At 60.0% G+C, this 21,227-nt stretch carries 17 protein-coding genes and 1 riboswitch; of the genes, 10 read left to right on the top strand and 7 right to left on the bottom strand.

All coding sequences use genetic code 11. From position 1 onward, the window contains the following. Window positions 1-16: 16 nt before the first annotated feature. Together ACTNB2_RS00215 and ACTNB2_RS00220 are read left to right on the top strand one after the other, a co-directional pair. Window positions 17-826, top strand: coding sequence for a BtpA/SgcQ family protein (locus ACTNB2_RS00215; protein ID WP_441040987.1), 810 nt, complete (start codon window positions 17-19; stop codon window positions 824-826). A gap of 6 nt (window positions 827-832) precedes the next feature. Further along, entirely contained in the window at window positions 833-2,350 is a 1,518-nt protein-coding gene (locus tag ACTNB2_RS00220; RefSeq protein WP_441040985.1) for an FGGY-family carbohydrate kinase, read from the top strand. An 81-nt stretch (window positions 2,351-2,431) separates the two neighbouring features. Here the strand turns inward: ACTNB2_RS00220 and ACTNB2_RS00225 are convergent, their stop codons facing one another. Both ACTNB2_RS00225 and ACTNB2_RS00230 read right to left on the bottom strand, forming a co-directional pair. Continuing rightward, window positions 2,432-3,214: a TatD family hydrolase gene (locus ACTNB2_RS00225; protein WP_441040983.1), complete on the bottom strand. Its 783-nt coding sequence runs from the start codon at window positions 3,212-3,214 to the stop codon at window positions 2,432-2,434. Between the two features lie 14 nt (window positions 3,215-3,228). Then, complete coding sequence (locus tag ACTNB2_RS00230) at window positions 3,229-4,026, bottom strand: tRNA threonylcarbamoyladenosine dehydratase (RefSeq protein WP_441040981.1); 798 nt, start codon at window positions 4,024-4,026, stop codon at window positions 3,229-3,231. A 461-nt stretch (window positions 4,027-4,487) separates the two neighbouring features. Here ACTNB2_RS00230 and ACTNB2_RS00235 point away from each other — a divergent pair, with 461 nt between their 5' ends. The 3 genes from ACTNB2_RS00235 to ettA all read left to right on the top strand — a co-directional run bounded on the left by ACTNB2_RS00235 (window position 4,488) and on the right by ettA (window position 7,323). After that, entirely contained in the window at window positions 4,488-4,766 is a 279-nt protein-coding gene (locus tag ACTNB2_RS00235) for an autorepressor SdpR family transcription factor (RefSeq protein WP_427727824.1), read from the top strand. A gap of 105 nt (window positions 4,767-4,871) precedes the next feature. Further along, window positions 4,872-5,459, top strand: a complete 588-nt coding sequence (locus ACTNB2_RS00240; protein ID WP_441045687.1) for an SdpI family protein — start codon at window positions 4,872-4,874, stop codon at window positions 5,457-5,459. A gap of 184 nt (window positions 5,460-5,643) precedes the next feature. Beyond that, complete coding sequence (gene ettA / locus ACTNB2_RS00245) at window positions 5,644-7,323, top strand: energy-dependent translational throttle protein EttA (protein ID WP_441040978.1); 1,680 nt, start codon at window positions 5,644-5,646, stop codon at window positions 7,321-7,323. Between the two features lie 59 nt (window positions 7,324-7,382). Here ettA and ACTNB2_RS00250 read toward each other — a convergent pair whose 3' ends face one another. Together ACTNB2_RS00250 and ACTNB2_RS00255 are read right to left on the bottom strand one after the other, a co-directional pair. Continuing rightward, the gene (locus ACTNB2_RS00250) at window positions 7,383-8,690 is read right to left on the bottom strand and encodes a hypothetical protein (protein ID WP_441040976.1); all 1,308 of its coding nucleotides are present in this window, start codon (window positions 8,688-8,690) and stop codon (window positions 7,383-7,385) included. 138 nt (window positions 8,691-8,828) lie between these two features. Next, entirely contained in the window at window positions 8,829-9,791 is a 963-nt protein-coding gene (locus ACTNB2_RS00255; protein ID WP_441040975.1) for a hypothetical protein, read from the bottom strand. 203 nt (window positions 9,792-9,994) lie between these two features. Between ACTNB2_RS00255 and ACTNB2_RS00260 the strand changes: the two genes are divergently transcribed. The 4 genes from ACTNB2_RS00260 (at window position 9,995) to ACTNB2_RS00275 (ending at window position 15,585) form a co-directional block, all read left to right on the top strand. Next, window positions 9,995-11,974 (top strand): NAD(+) synthase, encoded by a 1,980-nt coding sequence (locus ACTNB2_RS00260; protein WP_441040973.1) that lies wholly within the window; start codon window positions 9,995-9,997, stop codon window positions 11,972-11,974. A 118-nt stretch (window positions 11,975-12,092) separates the two neighbouring features. Further along, window positions 12,093-13,256 (top strand): pyridoxal phosphate-dependent aminotransferase, encoded by a 1,164-nt coding sequence (locus ACTNB2_RS00265; protein ID WP_441040971.1) that lies wholly within the window; start codon window positions 12,093-12,095, stop codon window positions 13,254-13,256. A 201-nt stretch (window positions 13,257-13,457) separates the two neighbouring features. Then, the gene (locus tag ACTNB2_RS00270) at window positions 13,458-14,408 is read left to right on the top strand and encodes an L-lactate dehydrogenase (protein ID WP_089573042.1); all 951 of its coding nucleotides are present in this window, start codon (window positions 13,458-13,460) and stop codon (window positions 14,406-14,408) included. Window positions 14,409-14,580: 172 nt separating this feature from the next. After that, window positions 14,581-15,585 (top strand): nucleoid-associated protein, encoded by a 1,005-nt coding sequence (locus tag ACTNB2_RS00275; protein ID WP_441040969.1) that lies wholly within the window; start codon window positions 14,581-14,583, stop codon window positions 15,583-15,585. A 247-nt stretch (window positions 15,586-15,832) separates the two neighbouring features. Here the strand turns inward: ACTNB2_RS00275 and dapD are convergent, their stop codons facing one another. The 3 genes from dapD to dapA are packed head-to-tail and all read right to left on the bottom strand — an operon-like array spanning window position 15,833 to window position 19,634. Then, a complete protein-coding gene (dapD, locus tag ACTNB2_RS00280; RefSeq protein WP_441040967.1) occupies window positions 15,833-16,552 on the bottom strand; it encodes a 2,3,4,5-tetrahydropyridine-2,6-dicarboxylate N-acetyltransferase in 720 nt (239 codons plus the stop codon). 39 nt (window positions 16,553-16,591) lie between these two features. Next, entirely contained in the window at window positions 16,592-17,332 is a 741-nt protein-coding gene (gene dapB, locus ACTNB2_RS00285) for a 4-hydroxy-tetrahydrodipicolinate reductase (protein WP_441040966.1), read from the bottom strand. Then, on the bottom strand, window positions 17,325-19,634 hold the full coding sequence (dapA, locus tag ACTNB2_RS00290; protein WP_441040964.1) for a 4-hydroxy-tetrahydrodipicolinate synthase: 2,310 nt from the start codon (window positions 19,632-19,634) through the stop codon (window positions 17,325-17,327). The genes dapB and dapA overlap by 8 nt, the downstream gene beginning before the upstream one ends. A gap of 65 nt (window positions 19,635-19,699) precedes the next feature. Continuing rightward, window positions 19,700-19,868, bottom strand: a riboswitch (Lysine riboswitch). A 144-nt stretch (window positions 19,869-20,012) separates the two neighbouring features. Here dapA and ACTNB2_RS00295 point away from each other — a divergent pair. Then, window positions 20,013-21,200 (top strand): N-acetyldiaminopimelate deacetylase, encoded by a 1,188-nt coding sequence (locus tag ACTNB2_RS00295; protein WP_441040963.1) that lies wholly within the window; start codon window positions 20,013-20,015, stop codon window positions 21,198-21,200. Window positions 21,201-21,227: the final 27 nt, after the last annotated feature.

The following is a 21,227-nucleotide window of genomic DNA, read 5'->3' on the forward strand; positions in this document are numbered from 1 at the left end:
TATGAAGGAGCATGTTATGTCGTTTCTAACCTCGATGTTCAAGACCGAAAAGCCGGTTATCGGAATGCTGCACCTGCGTCCTCTGCCGGGCGATCCACTGTATTACCCGGGCGGAAGCGTGTCGCAGGTCGTGGAAGCCGCCAAGCGCGATCTCGAGGCGTTGCAGCAGGGCGGTGTCGATGGCATTTTGATTACCAATGAGCTCTCGATGCCCTACGAGCAGCACGTTTCTCCCTCAACCCTTGCATCGATGGGCTATATAATCGGGGCTCTATCCCATGATCTGTCGACTCCTTGGGGAGCTGAGGCTATTTACGATGGTGATGCCACAATCGAGCTGTGCGCTGCCGTAGATGCGCAGTTCACGCGCTGCAATTTTTGCGGTGCCTGGGCCGGTGATCTCGGGCTGATAAACCGAGATTTCGCTCACACCATGCGTCGCAAGGCGGCATTGCGCTTGGACGACCTCAAGCTTTTTCACTTCATTACGAGCGAGGGGGAGGTTTATCTCAACGACCGCACGACTTCGGACATTGCCGATTCACTTCTCTTTAATTGCCTACCGGATGCGATGGTCATCGGCGGCTCGGCTGCCGGTCGTGGCGCTTCGGGCGAGCTTGCCGATGAGGTCCGCGAGCGTGTTGGCCGAGTACCTGTGGTATGTGGCACCGGTTGTCGCGAAAATACCGTGACTGACGTATTTGCTCACTACGATGGTGCGTTTGTCGGCACGTGCTTAAAGCGCGATGGAAAGCTGGATGCCCCGGTTGATGTTGAGCGGGTGGTTCGTTTTATGGCTGCCGCTCGTACGGCGCGAGGGGAGTAGGCGCTCATGGCGTTCTATCTGGGTATTGATATTGGGACAAGCGCCTCTAAAGGCGTTTTAATCGATGATCGATGCAACATCGTTTGCCAAGCCTCTTGTGGACACGAGACGGACAACCCGCGTGACGGATGGTACCAGCATGATGCGGAGGCAGTTTGGTGGGGTGATTTTTGTCGCTTGTCGCGCGAGCTGGTGGTGCGATCGGGGGTTAACGCGGCGCAGATCGGATGCGTGGGCCTTTCCGCATTGGGTTGCGACTGCGTGCCGGTCGATACCGAGTGCAACGCGCTGGCGCCCGCGATTTTGTATGGAGTCGATGCACGTTCGAAGCCGCAGATTGACGAAATTCTTTCCGAATATGGGTCAGACCGCGCACGCGAGCTTTTCGGGCACGATCCCTGTTCGTCAGATATTGCTCCCAAGATCTTGTGGTTTAAGGAGAATATGCCCGAGATGCATGAACGTGCCGCGAAGTTCCTGACGGCGTCATCGTTTCTGTGCGCGAAGTTGACGGGGCGTTTTACGGTGGACCGTTATTTGGCGGAGGATTTTCTTCCCCTATACGACCGCTACACTTGGAAGGTTGATGCTCGGGAATGTGCTCGTTTCTGCCGGCCTGACCAGATGGCGGAGGTAATGTCGGCTACCGATATTGCCGGGGTGATTACGCAGCGCGCGGCTGAGGCGACGGGGCTCGCGGCAGGGACACCTGTCTTAGTGGGAACGGGCGACTCTGGTGCCGAGGCCATTTCGACGGGTGTATTCCGTCCTGGCGATATGATGGTTCAGTTGGGGAGCACGGCGTATTTCATCTACCTAGCTGATCATATGGTCGATGATGCCCGCCTGTGGCCAGGGACGTTTATCATTCCCGGAACTTACGGGATCTGCGCGGGGACCAATACGGCGGGTGCACTCACATCGTGGTTGCGCCAAGAGCTGTATCGCGACGCCGTAGAGGCCGAGGGCCACGGTGGCCCCGATGCATATTCGGTTATGGCGCATGATGCCGCCGGTGTGGCGCCGGGTGCCGATGGGCTCCTGTGTCTGCCGTACTTTGCGGGGGAGCGTACTCCGCTCAACGATCCCGAGGCGCGTGGCGTCTTCTTTGGCCTGACCGGAAGGCATACGCGAGCCCATATGGTTCGTGCCGCCTTGGAAGGCGTCGCGTATACCGTTGCATCCCATGTCGACATTATCGAGCGAGAGCATGGACTGCCAATTGGGCGCATTATGCTTGTCGGAGGTGGAACCAAGAATCCAGTTTGGATGCAAGCTATCGCCGACGTATGCGGACGCGAGGTCTCGGTTGCCAAGGTTACGGTGGGTGCATGCTTCGGTGATGCCATCATGGCAGCTCTCGCAGGTGGCGCCTATGCATCATGGGATGAGCTCGCCCGAGTCCTTGGCGTTGCGCAAACAATCGTGCCCGATATGACTGCCCACGAGTTATATGCGTCGCGCCGTCATATCTTTGATGAATTGTATGCACGCAACCGTGATCTCATGCACGAATTGGTGTAATGCTGCCGAATTGTACTGCCTTCCAAAATAGGGACTGCGTTGTGCGATGCGCATGTCCCTTGGCATTTTTGCCCACAGGGGTTAGCGAAGGCCAAAAATAGAGTGCGCATTTGCTAAAACTGCCGACTCAATGTGCTTTGCGCTGCAGTTTTTGAGTGAGGCGATGCGCATCGAGGTCCTTGTGAGCGATCTGATGAGCGACTGCGCGCTTGTTTCTGTGTTTGCCTCCGCTGGTGCATCGGTCTCGAGCAGTAAACGATTGAGCGGAATCTGTCGTGCGTATTCGCGACCGCGCTTGGTGGCGAGCATACGATCGTTCACGGAAAAATAGCAGCCCACATTACGCGCGCGGACGAGTTCGTCCGAAGTGCCGCTAAACCAGTGGAAGATGATAGCGGGGGAGTCGGGGCTTGGGATGAGTAGACCATGCGATTCGAGGACGTCCAGTACGGCTCCTGCCGAACGAACGGCGTGAATCGATATTACGCGCCCGGCAAGAGGACACTGCACGAGCGCATCGCAGAGCCGGTCAAGTGCCTGCATTTGAAGCGGTTCGCTTCCGGCAAAGCGCGCGGAAAAGTCGAGTCCGACTTCGCCGATATAGCGCTCTTGGGCAGCAACTTTGCAAAGCAGATTGACTTCGGCAGGACCGCAGCGGCCGTCGGCGAGCCACCAGGGATGGAGGCCAACGCCCGCGATAATGATTGGGTAACGGCTGGCCCGCTTTTTTGCTGCCGCGAAGTCGCTCGGGTCGACCCCGCAATCAAAGACCCCCAGCCCTATAGCTGCAGTTTCGTCGGCAACAGCATTCGGGTAAGCCATCAAATCAAGATGGCAGTGTGCATCAATTAACCGGGGCTCCATCTCGGCGCGCTCCGCTAGTCCAGGCGCTGGCCATCGGCGCGCACGCGCTCGGTGCCGCGGCCACTGATCTGGCGGATAACCTCGCCGGCAATCATCTGACCCATGATGGGCGGCATAAAGCTGGCGGTTCCGAGCTCGGTACGCTCGTGGATGTTGGAAGGGTCGCGGGGCTGTGTCTTAACCGATTCCTCGCAGCTAAACAATACATGTAGGCTCTTGATTCCGCGCTTCTTACATTCTTTGCGCATAATGCGGCTCATGGGGTCACGTACCGTATCGAAGATGTCGGCAAAGCGGAGGCACTCGGGATGGAGCTTGTTGGCCCCGCCCATGGAGCTAACCAAACGAATGTCGTGGTCCTGAGCATATTTGGCAATGGTGAGCTTGGCCGAGATGGTGTCGATGGCGTCGACGACGTAGTCGAGCTTGCCGCCCGTTTGCTCAAAAACGCTCGCAAAGAACTCGTCGATGTTGTCGCTCAACAGGTATTCGGTGCGCTTGATAACGGCGGCGGCGGGATTGATATCGCGAATCATGGCTTCCATCACGTCTACCTTGCGCTTGCCGACGGTGCTGTGGAAGGCGATGGCCTGGCGATTGATATTGCTGGGTGCGATGATGTCCTTGTCCAGAATGACGAAATGACCGATGCCGCCGCGGGCGAGTGCCTCGCAGCAATTGGAGCCCACACCTCCGCAGCCGAGCACCAGCACCGTAGCATCGGCGAGCTTATCGAGTGCCTCGCGGCCCATGATGATCTCGAGCTTGGTGTCGCGTGTCTCGATGGCGGCTGCGGCAGCGGTTTCGGTCATAAATATCCTCCGATGGGGAAGCGAATCGTGTTTTAGCTATCGCCATTATAGGTATTATTTCGATTCCATTTGAGCCCTTGGGGCTTGTTGAAATGGGATCGGGATTCGCATAAGATTGAAGCAGATGGCGCCCGTTGCCGCGGGTTAGCCAACTCCGAAACACGTTTATGGCGTGAGAAGTGGCCGTCTTCGCATTACGCGGGGGCGGCTATTTCATCCGACCTCCAATGTGGATGCCGAGCTCCACAGCCGCGATTACAAGCAATAACAACGTCAGGACATCGTCAATACTCATAGTCCATCTCCTTCTCGGATAGAGGGAGCTGGCCCATCTGCTTTAACTTCCATTGTAGCTAAATACGAACAAATGTTCTATAGATGTTCCTATATTAGATAGTTAGACAAACATCTAAATATCGAGTATAGTGTGCGCGTCGAACGAAATACTGAGAGGAGGTCCTATGCCGGGAGAGGGTTTTAAAGCGCTGGCCGATCCTACACGGCGTCACATTTTGGAACTGTTGCGCAAGGGCAATTGTACGGCCGGGGAGCTTGCCGAGCATTTCGATATCAGCAAGCCGTCGTTGAGCCATCATTTGGCGACGCTCAAAAACGCCGGGTTGGTGACCGATGAACGTCATGGCCAAAACATCGTTTACAGCTTAAACACCACCGTCATGCAGGACTTGATCGGTTGGTTTATGGGCTTTACAAACACTGAAGGTGATAAGGATGAATAACGAAAACAAGGGCATTCACGCCACGGGGGTATCGCCACGCGTGTGGATCGCGCTGGTCCTCTATGCGTCGCCAATATCGTAGCGCACCTTATGGTGATGCCGAGCTTGCCTGCGCAGATTCCCACGCACTGGGGCGCGAACGGCGTTGACGGTTGGGGTCCCAGCTGGAAGGCCTCCGCGCTCGGCGTGCTGCCCCTGGTGCTTCTCGCAATGTTCTGCGTGGTGCCGCGCATCGATCCCAAAGGTGAGGCATATCGAACCTCGGGCAAGTTCTATCAGGGCTTCGTAATCGCCTTCACCTTGTTCATGTGCGCCATAAGCTGGCTGGGAGAGCTTACGGTCTGGGGCGTGGTGCCGGCGGTCGGTTCGGTCAACGCGCTGATTTCTGGTGCTGTCGGTTTGCTGTTCATTGGCGTAGGCAACTACTTGCCGCGTGTGAAGCAGAACTATACGCTCGGTATCAAGACGCCCTGGGCGCTTGCCGATCCCGAGAACTGGCGCCGTACGCAGCGTTTTGGCGGTACCTGCTTTATGGTGCTGGGTGTTGGTCTGATTGTGATGGGCGTTGCGGGTAGCGTGCTTTCGAGTGAAGTTGTCGCCGCGGTGATTGCGGTTCTGGCGTTTGGTTCTGTCGGAGTCGTCTACGTCTACTCGTATCTGCTGTGGCGCAAATCGCAGCGAGCCGCTCGTTAAGGTTGCGGAAAACTAGCGTACGCAGTTCATAGTATGTTCCGGGGGACTTTTCCCAGGTAGTATTAGGGGGTATGGGCAACCGTGCCCCTTTTTCGTTACGTTTTAGAGCTGGTTTTCTCATCTCGTTTCCACTAAAGCGAAACAAGAATAGGGAAACAGCAGGTAGAAAGGATAAAACAGGCAAATGGCGGAGTTTATCTACCAGATGTATCAGGCTCGCAAGGCCCATGGCGACAAGGTGATCCTTGACGATGTGACCCTGAGCTTCTATCCCGGTGCCAAGATCGGCGTCGTGGGCCCTAACGGTATGGGCAAGTCGACCCTGCTCAAGATTATGGCCGGCATCGAGGAAGTCTCCAACGGCGATGCCAGACTTACCCCCGGCTACACCGTGGGTATCCTGCAGCAGGAGCCGCCGCTCGACGACGACAAGACCGTCATCGAGAACGTGCGCATGGCATTTGGCGACATGATTGCCAAGGTCGATCGCTTCAATAAGATCGGCGAGGAGATGTGCGACCCGGACTGTGGCATGGATGCCCTCATGGCCGAGATGGGCAAGCTCCAGGACGAGATCGATGCCGCCGACGGCTGGGATATCGATTCCAAGCTCGGCCAGGCTATGGATGCCCTGCAGCTGCCCGATTCCGACATGCCGGTCAATGTGCTTTCCGGCGGCGAGCGCCGTCGCGTGGCCCTGTGCAAGCTGCTGCTCGAAGCTCCCGACCTGCTGCTGCTCGATGAGCCCACCAACCACCTGGACGCCGAGTCGATCCTGTGGCTCGAGCACTTCCTGCACAACTACCAGGGCGCGGTGCTTGCCGTCACACACGATCGCTACTTCCTGGATAACGTTGCCGAGTGGATCTGCGAGGTCGACCGTGGTCACCTCTATCCCTACAAAGGCAACTACTCCACGTATCTGGAGACCAAAGCCGCCCGTATCGAGGCTCAGGGTAACCGCGACGCCAAACTCGCCAAGCGCATGGAGGCCGAGCTCGAGTGGGTGCGCTCCAGCCCCAAGGCCCGTCAGGCCAAGAACAAGGCCCGTCTGGCTCGCTACGAGGAGATGGAGGCCGAGGCCCGCGCAAGCCAGAAGCTCGACTGGACCGACATCCGCATCCCTGTGGGCCCGCGTTTGGGCAACAAGGTGCTCGAGGCCCATCACCTGCACAAGGAGTTCGACGGTCGCGTGCTCATCGACGACCTATCGTTCACCCTGCCGCGCAACGGCATCGTGGGCGTCATCGGCCCCAACGGTGTGGGCAAGACCACGCTGTTCAAGACCATCGTGGGCCTGGAGCCGCTGACTTCGGGCGAGCTCGAGGTGGGCGAGACCGTCAAGATCTCCTATGTCGATCAGAACCGCTCCGGCATCGACCCCGATAAGAACCTGTGGGAGGTCGTCTCGGACGGCCTGGACCACATGATGGTCGGCGAGACCGAGGTCCCCAGCCGCGCGTACGTGGCGAGCTTTGGCTTTAAGGGCCAGGACCAGCAGAAGCGCGCTGGCGTACTTTCCGGTGGCGAGCGCAACCGTCTGAACCTGGCGCTCACGCTCAAGCAGGGCGGCAACCTGCTGCTCCTCGACGAGCCCACGAACGACCTCGACGTCGAGACGCTGTCCTCGCTCGAAGCGGCGCTGCTCGAGTTCCCGGGCTGCTCGGTGGTCATTAGCCACGACCGTATGTTTCTGGACCGCGTCGCCACGCACATTCTGGCGTGGGAGGGCACCGACGAGAATCCGGGCAACTGGTATTGGTTCGAGGGCAACTTCGAGGCCTATCAGGCCAACCGCATCGAGCGCCTGGGCGAGGACGCAGCCCAGCCGCATCGTATTCACCGCAAGCTGACGCGTGATTAGTCGAGCTCAGGTGATCTAACGAGAAAGGGACGATAACCTTGAGGGTTATCGTCCCTTTTTTACTTGGTAGAAGGCTCGACTTTATCGATGGTCCAGGTGGCTCCGAGACCGCCGGTGGTGTTGCGGCGGATGCGCACGGTGACTTCGTGGCGCTCGCCGGCCTGCGTGTAGCGCAGGGGGAAGCTTGCGCGGTTTCGCGCGGCCTCGATGGTACCGCGCTCGCGGGCGATCCAGTAGTACTCGCCGACAATGCCGAGCGTGTCGGCGCCATAGGGGAGATAGGTCGTCAGCTGGTGCAGCAACGGACCGGGGCAGAAGACCTCGGTTGTGAAATCGACGGGGAAGTCCTCGGGGATGGTCGGTGCTGCGGGTGCGGGGGTTGGGACCGCCGCGGGTGCCGAAGCCGGTGCCGGTGCGGGAATTTGGCCGCAAGCAGCGGCGGGCACGGACTCGATGACGTGTGCGGGCTTTGGCGTCGCTTCCGGCTTGATCGTAGAATCTGCGGGCTCCACGGTGACGGGCGCGTCTGCGGCTGCGGTTTCAACCTCAACCTGCGTCGCGTTCTCGTTCTCGACGCTCGACTTTGCCTCGGCTGGCGTGGAGGCCATGGTGGTGATGCCGGCGTTTGCGTTCTCGGGGTCATAGACGACCGTGAGCGAGATGGCGGGCTGCGGCGTCTCGGGCTCTGGCGTCGACTCGGTAGCGTCTTGATCGTCGGGCTCGTCGGACTGATCGTCCTCGGCCTCGTCGCCAAAGACATCGCTGTTTTGGAACGCAGACGTCTCGGGTTGGTTGGCGGCTTCTTCGGTTGTCGACTTGGGAGCCTCGTCGAGCTCCGCAGTGGCTTCCTGCTCTGATATGACCTCGGGATCGGTCGTGGCGGCGATTTCGGTTTCGGCTCCTGCCGTTACCTCAATAGCGACTTCGATCTCTGTCTCGGGCTCGGGTTCCGGTACGGCTTCAACCATGGCTTCTGGCTCGGGACGCTTAACGTGCTTGGGGCGCACGGCCTTCAGGTCCTTCTCGCCGCGCTTTTTCTTTTTGTAGGACTGCTTGGCGCCCTTGGCAGCCTTGGGCTTGTCCTCGCCTTTGGCAAGGGCGGCATCCCAGGCTTCGTTGGCGATGACGGTGGCATACATACGGCCGCCCTTAAAGACGGTCAGCTTAATGCAGTCGTCGAGCTCCTCGAGCAGCTCGCGCGTGGACTCGAAGCCCAGGTCATAAGCGGTCATGTCACCAGCGGCGAGCGCCTCCTCGACCTGCGTCATAAACGTTTGCTTGCCGCACCCAATCGCATCGCGCAGCAGGCGATACAGATAGATGTGGTTGCCCAGCGATAGTGTGGGCTTAACTATTGTCTTGCTCATGGCAAATCTCCTCTATACACACCAAAGCATCTTACCATCGCATGGGGCTTGCCATCTCGTCGCCCAAGGCAAACGGGCACGACCGTTGCCGGTTCGCGCCCGTTATGCAGGTCGGTTATCTGTGAGAGGCAAACGTGCTTAGTTGCCCGATGCCGTGCCTTGGCTCGAGCTGTCAGATGGCGTGCCGGACGCGGATCCGCTCGAACTGTTCGAACTGTTCGAGCTGTTGGTGTTGCTGTTGTCGGTGGAGCTTGTGCCCGATGTATTGCCGTTTGCCTGGTCGCTCGTGCTCGGTTGAGAGCCGTCGGTCGTTTGGCTTGAGTCAGTCGTGCCGGATTGCGTACCGCTGTTGTTCACAGAGGAATCGGCGCCCTGCGACTGATCGAGGGTGTTCGAGGACGAATCGGTGGATGCGGAGGCGTCCTGCGAGTCGTCCTGCTGGCTTTGCGATTGATCTGAGCCATCCGCATCGTGCTCGGTTGTGCGCGACGAAAGGATTGACTCGGGACGCTCGCCCAGACCTTCACCGGCGGTGGTGATAAGGATGGCGCCAGCGCAGGCGATGACCGCGACGATGGCGATGGCGATCGAGAAGACGATGACCTTCTTTTGCGTCTGGCTGCGCTCTGCCGCCGCCTTGGCACGCAGACTGTTGGGGGCGACGCGCGCCGTGGTCGCGCGCCCCGCAACCTGGCACATCTCCTGCGTAGTCGCGGCGCCCCCCAGGTGCTCCTCGGCATTAAACTCAACGGGCTCATAGGCGCCGGCAGGGTAGTCGACGGCGGCGTGCGTACCTTTGAGGGCGTTGGCGCTGGCAGAGATAAAGTGGCGGTAGACCTGCGAGGACACAACGGTGATGACCGAGCTCACGGCGGCACCGATCACCGATCCGGCGATGCCGATCTTGGAAGCAAGTGCGACGCTCGTGGCGGCAGCTGCGGCGCCGGCGATGATTTGGGGAATGGAAATGTCGTCGAACAGGCCCTTTTTGGGCGCGATGGCCATGGTCTGTCCGATGGAATGGTTTTCATGAACGCCGTTGTTGAGTGCGGCCGGTGTCATGACGCGCGTGCGCGGCGCGTCGGTGTACTTGGTTGTCATACGGGGCCCTCCCGGTGTAAATCTGCTTCGTTTCGTGTAGCCATCAGGGTACCCACCAGATGTGAATCGTACGTGACATTTAACAGATACCATCAACTCATCAATAGCTCACCAAATTGGTGGGATGCGGTTACACCCGGCGGTTGAACTACAATAGGGCTTGCTAATTGTTGTGAATGGCGTCTACGCACGGGAGCATTCTTATGAATCTTCACCTTTCTCAGTCTGATGGCTTTTTGCGTGTGGCGGCGGCCTCGCCGCGGATTCGCGTGGCCGATGTCGAGGGCAATGCCGAGGTTGCGCTGGCGGCTGTTCGCGAGGCGGTCGAGCGCGGTGTCCGTGCTCTGGTGCTGCCCGAGCTTAATCTGTGCGGCTATACCGCGGCTGATCTGTTCCATAACCGCACATTACTGCATACCTGCGAGACCGCACTGGCACATATTCTCGATGAAACCCGCGAGCTGCCGATTGTCTTTACCATCGGTCTTCCCGTTGCGGTGGCCGAGAATATCTACAACTGTGCCGCCGTGTGCTGTGCGGGCGAGCTTTTGGGCCTCACGGCCAAGAAGTATCTGCCCAACTATGGCGAGTTCTATGAGCGCCGTTGGTTTGCTCCGGCGCCCGCCGATCCCGTGTGGGTTGAGTTTGCCGGTCAGGGTCCGGTTCCGCTGGGTTCGGGGCTTGTCTACCGCTGCTGTGATGAGGGCGCCGAGGATTTGGTACTCGGTATTGAGGTCTGCGAGGACCTGTGGGTGCCGGCGCCCCCTTCGACCGAGATGGCGCTTGCCGGTGCGACGGTGATCCTCAATCTGTCGGCCTCGGACGAGATTATCGGTAAGGCAGACTATCGCCGCAGCCTCATCTCCAATCAGAGTGCGCGCCTGTACTGTGCCTATGCCTATGCAGACGCGAGCGAGGGCGAGTCCACGACCGACATGGTCTTTGCAGGCGAGAACCTCGTCTACGAAAACGGTTCGAAGCTCGCCGCCACGAAGCTCCTCACCTGCGATATGGCGGTGGCCGACGTTGACCTCGACCGTCTGGTTGCCGAGCGCCGTCGTTCGACCACGTGGACGCGCGCGGACGATGCGCCGGAGGCCACGACCGTTGAGTTTTCGTTTGAGGGCGTGCTGGCCGAAGAACCTGTCCTGCGCGATGCGCTCGACATCGACCGTGTCTTCCCCCGCGCGCCCTTTGTGCCGGCCGACCATGGTGACCTGGCCGGGCGCTGCGAGACGATCCTCGATCTGCAGACTGCCGGCCTCAAGACCCGCCTTGCCCACACGGGTACCAAGGCTGCGGTCATCGGCCTTTCGGGCGGCCTGGACTCCACGCTGGCACTGCTTGTGACCGTGCGTGCCTTCGATGCATTGGGGCTGCCGCGCACGGGTATCACGGCGGTTTCCATGCCCGGCTTTGGCACGACACATCGCACCAAGTCCAATGCCGAGTCGCTTGCCCGCGACCTGGGTGTGAGCTTCCGCGAGGTTTCGATCCACGCGGCTGTGGAGCAGCACTTCAAGGACATTGAGCACGACCCGGCCGTCCAAGACGTGACCTACGAGAACAGCCAGGCCCGCGAGCGTACGCAGATTCTGATGGATCTGGCCAACCAGGCTGGCGGTTTTGTTATCGGCACGGGCGACCTGTCAGAGCTGGCGCTCGGCTGGGCTACCTATAACGGCGACCACATGAGCATGTACGCCGTCAACGCGAGCGTGCCCAAGACGCTTGTGCGCCATCTGGTGCGTTATGCCGCTGATGTCTTTGGTGGGCGTATTGCCGAGGTCTTGCTCGATATCCTCGATACGCCGGTGTCCCCCGAGCTTCTGCCGCCGACGGGCGACGGTGAGATTGCGCAGAAGACCGAGGATTTGGTGGGCCCGTACGAGCTGCACGATTACTTCCTCTATTACCTGCTGCGTTTTGGCTTTGAGCCGGGCAAGATCTACCGTATGGCGCTCAAGAGCTTTGAGGGTGTCTATGACGCCAAGACCGTCCACACGTGGTTGCGTACGTTCTATCGTCGCTTCTTTGCCCAGCAGTTTAAGCGCAGCTGTCTGCCCGATGGTCCCAAGGTGGGCTCGGTGACGCTCAGCCCGCGCGGCGATTGGCGTATGCCGAGTGACGCCAGCTCGCGTCTGTGGCTTGCGCGGATCGACGCGCTCAATCCGATTGACTAAGGTTGGCTAAATTGAACCAATACGGGGGTTGCAAGCGTTACACTTTTGCAATCTGATGGCCCGTATCGCGCGGCACTCTTGTCGGAGCGCCGCATTTTTTATATCGAAAGGTGGCACCATGCAGGCATCGCAGCGTCTCGACCGCTTTGGCGCGGAGGTCTTCGCCTCGCTCAACAACAAACTTCTTGCGCTGAAGGCTCAGGGCAAGACCATTTACAACATGAGCGTGGGCACGCCCGACTTTAAGCCGTACGACCACGTGGTCGAGGCGCTCACGCAGGCTGCCCAAAATCCCGAGATGTGGAAGTATTCCCTGCGCGACCTGCCCGAGCTTAAGCAGGCCGTGTGCGATTACTATGAGCGTCGCTTTGGCGTTTCGGGCATTACGCCGTCCATGGTGCAGTCGTGCAACGGCACGCAGGAGGGCGTGGGTCATTTGGGCCTGGCCCTGCTCGATCCGGGTGACACCATTCTGGTTCCCGATCCGTGCTATCCGGTCTTTGAGGCGGGCGCCAAGATCGCCGATGCCAAGCTCGAGTACTATCCGCTGGTGGCGGAGCACAATTACCTGCCCTATGTGGCGGGCATCGATCCCGAGGTGGCCGATCGTGCCAAGTACATGATCGTGTCGTTGCCCGCCAACCCGGTGGGCTCGGTGGGCACGCCCGAGGTCTACGAGGAGATCATCGCCTTCGCCCGCGAGCACGACCTGCTGATCGTCCATGACAACGCGTACTCCGACATCGTGTTTGACGGCGAGCCCGGCGGCAGCTTCCTGCAGTATCCCGGCGCGCTCGAGGTGGGCGTGGAATTCTTCTCGCTTTCCAAGTCGTTTAACGTCACCGGTGCGCGCATCGGCTTTTTGGTCGGTCGCGAGGATGTGGTCTCTGCCTTTGCCAAGCTGCGCAGCCAGATCGACTTTGGCATGTTCTTCCCGATTCAGAAGGCCGCCATCGCCTGCCTCAATGGTCCGCGCGATGAGGTCGAGGCGCAACGTCTGAAGTACCAGGAGCGCCGCGATGCCCTGTGCGACGGTCTTGAGGACCTGGGCTGGGAGCGTCCCAACGCGCATGGCTCTATGTTTGTGTGGGCCAAGCTTCCCGGTGGTCGCACCGATTCCATGGCGTTTTGCGAGGAGCTTATGGAGAAGGCCGGCGTTGTGGTGACGCCGGGCGCGAGCTTTGGCCCTTCGGGCGAGGGGCACGTGCGCATGGCGCTGGTCCTGCCGTCCGATCAGATCGCTTTGGCTGTCGAGGCCATCCGCGAGGCGGGCCTGTATTAGAAGGCTATTTGGGCTCGTCAATAGATCGAAACCGATTTCGTGCCGTTATTTTACGAATCCTTCAAACAATTTCGGTAAACGGTCGATTTTTGGCTGCGTATAGGAGCATAATCAAAGTCCCGATTGGATGTATTGGGATCACGGCAAGCCGCTCGGGTCGTTCCCGGGCGGCTTGTTTGTGGAGAGAGATGGGAGTTTCTAATGGTTAACGAGAAGAAGGTCGCTATTGTCGGCTGCGGTTTCGTCGGTTCGTCTTCGGCGTTCGCGCTGATGCAGAGTGGTCTGTTCTCCGAGATGGTTCTCATCGACGTGGACAAGAACCGCGCCGAGGGCGAGGCCCTGGATATTGCGCACGGCATGACGTTTGCCGAGCCGATGAAGATCTACGCCGGCGATTATTCTGATGTCGCCGACGCCGCCATGATCGTCGTCACCGCTGGCGCTGCTCAGAAGCCCGGTGAGACCCGCCTGGACCTGGTCAACAAGAACGTCAGCATCTTTAAGTCCATTATTCCCGAGATTAAGAAGTCTGGCTTCGACGGCATTCTGCTCATCGTCTCCAACCCGGTCGACGTTCTGACCTACGCTGCCATCAAGATGTCCGGTCTGCCCGAGGGCCATGTCATCGGCTCCGGCACCGTGCTCGACACCGGCCGTCTGCAGCAGATGCTCGGCGCTCACGTCGAGGTTGACCCGCGCGACGTTCAGGCCTACGTCATGGGCGAGCATGGTGACTCCGAGTTTGTCGCCTGGTCCAGCGCTCAGGTTGCCGGCGTGCCGCTGAACACTTTCTGCGAGCTTCACGGCCACCTGGAGCATGAGGCTGCCGAGAAGCGCATTGCCGAGGACGTCAAGAACTCCGCCTACACCATCATCGAGAAGAAGCACGCCACCTACTATGGTGTCGCTATGGCAGTAAAGCGCATCTGCACTGCCGTTATGCGTGACGAGCAGACTGTTCTGCCCGTCTCCTCGCTCATGGTGGGCGAGTACGGCCTGTCCGATCTGGCCATCTCCATGCCGACGGTCGTTGGTCGCGACGGTGTCGTCTGCCGCGTTCCCGTGCCGCTGAACGATGACGAGCAGCATGAGCTCACCGCCTCCGCAAAGGCCCTCAAGGACATTATCGACAGCGTCGACTTTTCCTGCTAAATCAAGCTCGCTAGAGCGAAAAGCTACAATGAAGGCGTCCGGGCCCACACGGCCCGGGCGCTTTTTTCTGCATTGGGGACAGGCTTGTTTGCACCAATCTTCGATGCGCCTGGGTCGGACTCGACCGCTATACTGGTTCGTGCCAAAAGCGATCTAGAACGGAATGCCGTATATGAAAATCAATCACGCGATTCTGCATATCTTGGACTTTGACTCTGCCGTCAACGTCATGAGCCAGCGCGAGCTGGATATCGAAAGCCGTACCGTGCGCAGCTTTGTGACCACGCATCTGCGCCGCGCACGTACCTCGGCCGACAATAAGCGCGCCACGTTTGCGGAGAACTCTGCGTTTGGCGGCGAGCTCAAGGGCTATTTCTTTGGTGAGCGTGAGTTCGTGGACTTGTCTCAGCAGATTGCGGAGTTCATCTCTTCCGAACTCACCAAGGCCGAGAAAGCCGAGTCCACCGACGTGCTTGTGGCGGACTTTGACGATGATGAAGATGCCCGCTGGTTTGCCGTGATGCTGCTGGGCTCCAAGCAGGCATTCATGCACGAGGTGGGTCGCGAAGAGGGCGAGGTTCGTAACGACATCGCGCGCCACTACGCCATTTTGCCAAACCCCTCGCAAAAGGTGCCGAGCTATGCCATCGTGCGTGCAAGCACCATGGAGATCGGCTACGTGGATAAGAAGCGCAAGATTGCCGGCGAGGAGCGCATGCTCATTCCCGACGGCTTGCTGCAGTGCGACACGGGGGTTTCGGGTAAGGAGGTCATCGACACGGTGACGCGCGTGGTCGAGGAGGTCGCCGAGGAGCACGGCGCCAACACGGCCGTAGCGCTCGCCAAGGTCAAAGCCGCCGTTGCCGAGAAGGTTGAAGACGACGAGGAGCTGCCGCCTTGGGATATCGTCGATGAGGTCTTTGAGGACGAGCCGGTCATCAAGGAGAGCGTGCGTGCGGCGCTGACCGAGGAGAAGGTGCCCGAGCGCGTGCCCGTGGAGCGCAAGCAAGTCGAGCGCGCGGCCGTACGCAATCACAAGATTCGTACCGACACGGGTATCGAGATCAGCTTCCCGGCCGAGATGGGTTCGAATTCCGAGTACATCGAGTTCGTCAACGAGCCCAACGGCCTCATCTCCATCGAGCTCAAAAACATCGGCAGCATCGAGAACCGATAAGTTGCGTTGCGCCTACAGCGGGAAAGCAAAGGCCGAAGCCCTGGATGGGGTTTCGGCCTTTTTACTTGGGGCTTAATCACGTTGCAGGTTGAGCATACGTCAGCGAAAACGACCCAGAGCGAGCAAGGTGACGTGAAAGAGGAGGGCATTGACCTTCTGGTCATGCCCGACGATTGAACGTCAGATTGCCGCTCTGGGTCGTTTGGAGCGTCGACAAGTTACGCGGTTTGGTAAAACCGCGTAACTATTAGAGCTGGCGCAGGCCCTCTTCGAGACCGGTCTTGCTGTCGGTCTTCTCGTCGCGCATCTTGATAACGCGGGCAGGGACACCGGCCACGACGGCGCCGGCGGGGACGTCCTCGACGCACACGGCGCCGGCGGCAACGACAGCACCCTTGCCCACGCGCACGCCTTCCAGGACCACAGCATTGGCGCCGATCATAACGTCGTCCTCGATGATGACGGGCGTGGCGCTGGCGGGCTCCACGACGCCTGCCAGCACGGTGCCGGCGCCAATGTGGCAGTTCTTGCCCACGGTGGCGCGACCGCCCAGCACGGCGCCCATATCGATCATGGAGCCTTCGCCAATGACGGCGCCGATGTTGATGATGGCGCCCATCATGATGACGGCACGGTCGCCGATCTCGACGCGGTCGCGGATGATCGCACCCGGCTCGATGCGGGCGTTGATGCCCTTGAGGTCGAGCATGGGCACGGCGGAGTTGCGGCAGTCGTTCTCCACATCGTAGTAGTCGATGGAATCGACGTTGGCGTCGAGGATTGCCTTGAGCTCATCCCAGTCGCCAAATACAGTCTTGCCACGGCGGCCGCCATAGACATGCGCACTGCCCCACTGGACCTTCATGCCCGGCTTTTCGCGCACGTACAGCTTGACGGGCGTCTTCTTGGGCGCGGTGGCGATATAGTTGATAATCTCCTGTGCATCCATTTCGGCTGCGTTGCTCATTTGCGGTCTCTCCTTTGGGTGGATCCGGTTGATACCTGGTTAGGCAAACATGACCTGGTCGAACGTATAGAAGCCGGGTTCGCGGGTGACGAGCTTCTGCGCGGCTGCCAAGGCGCCGTTGACAAAGATCTGACGACTCGTGGCGCGATGCGCGAGCGTGACCTCCTCGTCCTGGCCAAAGAAACTCACTTCGTGCACGCCGGCGACAGTGCCACCGCGCAGCGAGTGCACGCCGATCTCCTTGGGGTCGCGCGCTCCGCACATGCCCTCGCGGCCATAGACGGGGTGGTAGCCTGCCTCGGGCTCGGCTTCGACGACGGCGTCGAGCAGCAATTTGGCAGTGCCGCTGGGGGCGTCGACCTTTTGGTTGTGGTGCGTCTCGACGATTTCGCAGTCAAAGCCGGGCAGCTCTCGCGTGGCCTGTGCCACCAGATGACGCAGGGCTGCGATACCGATGGAGTAATTGCCGGAGTGCATGACGCGGGTGCACTGACCCAGCTCGCGCAGGCGATCCATCTGCTCGGGCGTATAGCCTGTGGTGCCCGAGACCAACGCCGCGCCCGTGCGCTCGACATAGGCGACGACGGCGTCGAAGGTCGCAACGTTCGAGAAGTCGATGATGACGTCGGCCGCCGGGGCGCTCTCGAGCTCGGACAAGTCGAAGCCGATCTGGGCGACGATGTCAAAAACGGGCTCTCCGGTAGCGTCGACAATACCCTCGGCGGTAGTGCGGATGAGCGAGCCCATGCGGCCCGTTCCCATAATGACGGTCTTAATCAAGCAGACCAGCTCCCTTCAGAGCATCGGTAAGTGCGGATCGCGTGTCGTCTGCCATGGGGCACAGCGGCATGCGGTAGTTTGCCTCGATCATACCCATCTGGGCGAGCGCTTCCTTGACGGGGATGGGGTTGACCTCGCTAAAGAGGGCATTGATGAGCGGCTGGCCGGCAATCTGGATATCGCGGGCACGTGCCACGTCACCGTCCAGATAGGCGCGGCACATGTCATGTACGAGCTGCGGCTGCACGTCGGCCCACACGCTGATGGTGCCCGAAGCACCCAGACTCATGAGCGGCACGGTGAGCGCGTCCTCGCCCGAGTACATGCGGAAGTCGTCGGACAGCAGGTGGGCGATCTTGGCAGCGTAGGCGACGTTGCCCGAGGCTTCCTTAATACCCATGATGTTGGGGTGCGCGGCCAAGCGCTCCACGTTGCGCTCGCTGATGCCGCAGCCACAGCGGCCGGGGATGTTGTACAGGATGCAGGGGATGTCTACGGCATCGGCGACGGTCTTAAAGTGCTGGTAGATACCCTCTTCGTTGGATTTGTTGTAGTAGGGGGTAATGAGCAGCAGGCCGTCGGCTCCCAAGCCCTGGTAAGTGAGCGACTTGGTGAGCATGGTCTGCGTGGAGTTGGAGCCCGAGCCGGCGATGACGGGGACGCGTCCTGCAACTTGCTTGACCACCGCGGCGACGACGGAGTTGTCCTCGTCGTCGGTCATCGTGGCGCTCTCGCCGGTGGTGCCCAGGGCGAGGATGGCGTCGGTGCCATTTTGCAGGTGGAAATCGATAAGGCGCTCGAGCGCATCAAAGTCGACACTGCCGTCCTTTTTAAACGGCGTAACCAGGGCGACGATTGAGCCCTCGAGATTGCGGATGTCCATGTTCTTCTCCTTCGCTTCGGCGATCTGGATGCGCTTGTTCCATTGGGCGGCGACTGCTAGGCGCTCGTCTTGGGCGCGGTGGCGGGCACTTTCGGCGCGCGACTTGGCCAACAGCTCTCGGCCGCACGGCAGCACGTCGAGCGTGGCAAAGTAATCGCCCGGGCGCTCCGCGCGGCGGATGAGGTCGGCCGCGCCATCGGGGCGCAGCAGGACCTCGGCGGAGCGCAGCCGTCCGTTGTAGTTGTAGCCCATGGAGTAGCCATGCGCACCGGTATCGTGGATTACAAGCAGGTCGCCCATGTCGATATGCGGTAGCTCGCGATCGATGGCGAACTTGTCGTTGTTCTCGCACAGATTGCCCGTGATGTCATAGGTGTTCGTGACGGGCGCTGTGCCCTTGTCGGCGCCGCCCGGCTGACCCATCACCGTAATGTGGTGGTAGGCACCATACATGGCGGGGCGGATCAAATCGACGGCGCTTGCATCGACACCGATATAGTCCTTGTAGATCTGCTTCTCGTGGATGGCCTTGGTGACCAGGCAGCCGTAGGGGCCCATCATAAAGCGGCCCATCTCGGTGTAGATTGCCACATCGCCCATGCCTGCGGGGACCAGGATCTCGTCGTATGCCGCGTGCACTCCCTCGCCGATGGCGTGAATGTCGTTGGCCTGCTGCTCGGGCAGGTAGGGGATGCCGACGCCGCCGGATAGATTGATGAAGGCGACGTGTGCGCCGGTCTCGCGCTCCAGGCGCACGGCAAGCTCAAAGAGGATGCGCGCGAGCTTGGGGTAGTAGTCGTTGGTGACGGTGTTGCTGGCAAGGAAGGCGTGGATGCCAAAGTCCTCGGCACCCTTGGTCTTGAGCATACGGAAGGCCTCGAAGAGTTGCTCGGTGGTCATGCCGTATTTGGAGTCGCCGGGGTTGTCCATGATGCCGTTGGAGAGCTGGAACAGGCCGCCCGGATTAAAGCGGCAGCTGACCGTCTTGGGGATGGGTCCCGCAACACGCTCAAAGAACTCGATGTGGCTGATGTCGTCAAAGTTGACGATGGCACCCAGCTTGTCGGCGAGCTCAAAGTCCGCAGCCGGCGTGTCGTTGGACGAGAACATGATGTCGTGTCCCGTGATACCCAGCGAGCGGGCGATCATGAGCTCGGTATAGCTCGAGCAATCGCAGCCGCAGCCGTATTCGTTGAGAATGGAGATGAGTGCCGGGTTGGGGTTGGCCTTGACGGCAAAGTATTCCTTAAAGCCCGGGTTCCACGCAAAGGCGTCGCGCACCTCTTGCATGTTGCGGCGGATGCCCGCCTCGTCGTATAGATGAAACGGCGTGGGGAACTGCTCGACGATATGCTCGAGCGTCTCCTTGTCCACAAACGGCTGCTTGGCCGCATATGCCTCGTTGGGGGTCAATGCCATGTCCCGTAAACCTCGCTATCCAGACGGCGCCATCTGCGCATCGAATCCGCATAGCGTGGACCCAATGTCCGGATAGCGCTCCCGCATTGCTGCAGACAGTCCTGTGGGTGTTTCCCACAGGCCCACCAGGTTGTTCGTGCCCGAAAAACCCAGTTCGGCGGGTTTCGCCTCCCCGCGGGGTCAAAGCCTGCCGGCTCACCCGCGGCTCTTCGTGCCCGCGCCTCTATCAAGTGGTAAAGACCCTATCACGTTGCACTTTACCAAACAAGAGTATTCGTATATAACGTTTAAAAAATGCAGGGATATGCTGGAAACATGTGCGCCACAATCCTGTATCACAATAAGTTGCAACAAATGTGCCTCACGAAGGGATCCTCTATGACCGAGCTCCAAGAACTCCGTCGCTATCGCCGCGATCTCCATCGCATTCCGGAGCTCGATTTCGATCTTCCGCAAACCATTGCCTATATCGAGGGCGTGCTGGCACCGCTCACCTGCGAAGTGACCCATCCGTGCCCCAGCTGCGTCTGCGCTTTCTTCGACGCCGGCGTTGATGCCGCGCATGCCACGGCGATTCGCGCCGATATGGATGCGCTGCCCATTGAGGAGGCGACAGGGGCGGCCTTTGCCTCGACCCATCCCGGCAAGATGCACGCTTGCGGACATGACGGTCACATGGCCATGGCACTTGCCGCCGCGACGTATGTCGACCGTACGATTCGCGAGCAGCCGGGCGCCATGAGGCGCAACGTGCTCTTTGTGTTCCAGCCGGCCGAGGAAACGACCGGTGGTGCCAAGACGGTATGCGAGAGCGGCGTGTTCGAGCGCTATGGGGTCGACCGCATTTTTGGCTTCCATGTGTGGCCCGATCTGCCTGCCGGCACGTTGGCGAGCTGTTCCGGTCCGCTGTTGGCGCGTTCGAGCGAGACGCATATCTATATTCACGGTACGAGCATCCATATTGCTAAGACCTATGGCGTGCCGGTCGAGGAGTCGCACGATGCCGCGTTGGCGGCAGCGAAGTTTTTGGTTGCCGAGCGCGAGCTGATGGACGAACTGGGCACCGACGAGCCCTGTATCGGCAAGTTTGGTCTGCTGCAGGCCGGTACGGTTTGCAACGCGGTGGCGGGGGAGGCCCATGTGGCCGGAAGCCTGCGTGTGTTTACGGACGACATGTTCGACCGGGCGCGCGAAGGCGTGCGCCGCGTGCTGGACGATGCCTGTGCCGCAACGGGCTGCACGTACGATCTCGACTTTGCCGAGGGCTATCCGCCGGTCGACAACGACCCCGAGTTGTTTGCCAGCGTCGCGCCTGCCTTGCCCGGCCTGCAGCTTGTGGAGGAGCCGCTGTTAATTGCCGAGGACTTTGCGTTCTATCAGCGCCATCTGCCGGGCGTGTTCTTCTTGCTGGGCACGGGTGTGCCAGAGGGTCAAGAAAACCCGAGCGATTCGGATGGCTGTCCTGCCTATGCCACGAGCGCCCTTCACACCGATACCATGCTCTTTGACGAGGAAATCCTACTCAAGGGCCTCGATGTCTACAAACGATTGCTTTTGCTTGGTTAATCGGCGCGGGCGCATGTTCTAGAAAAT

The sequence above is a fragment of the Collinsella sp. HCP28S3_G2 genome (genome assembly GCF_052065125.1).
Classification (GTDB): domain Bacteria; phylum Actinomycetota; class Coriobacteriia; order Coriobacteriales; family Coriobacteriaceae; genus Collinsella.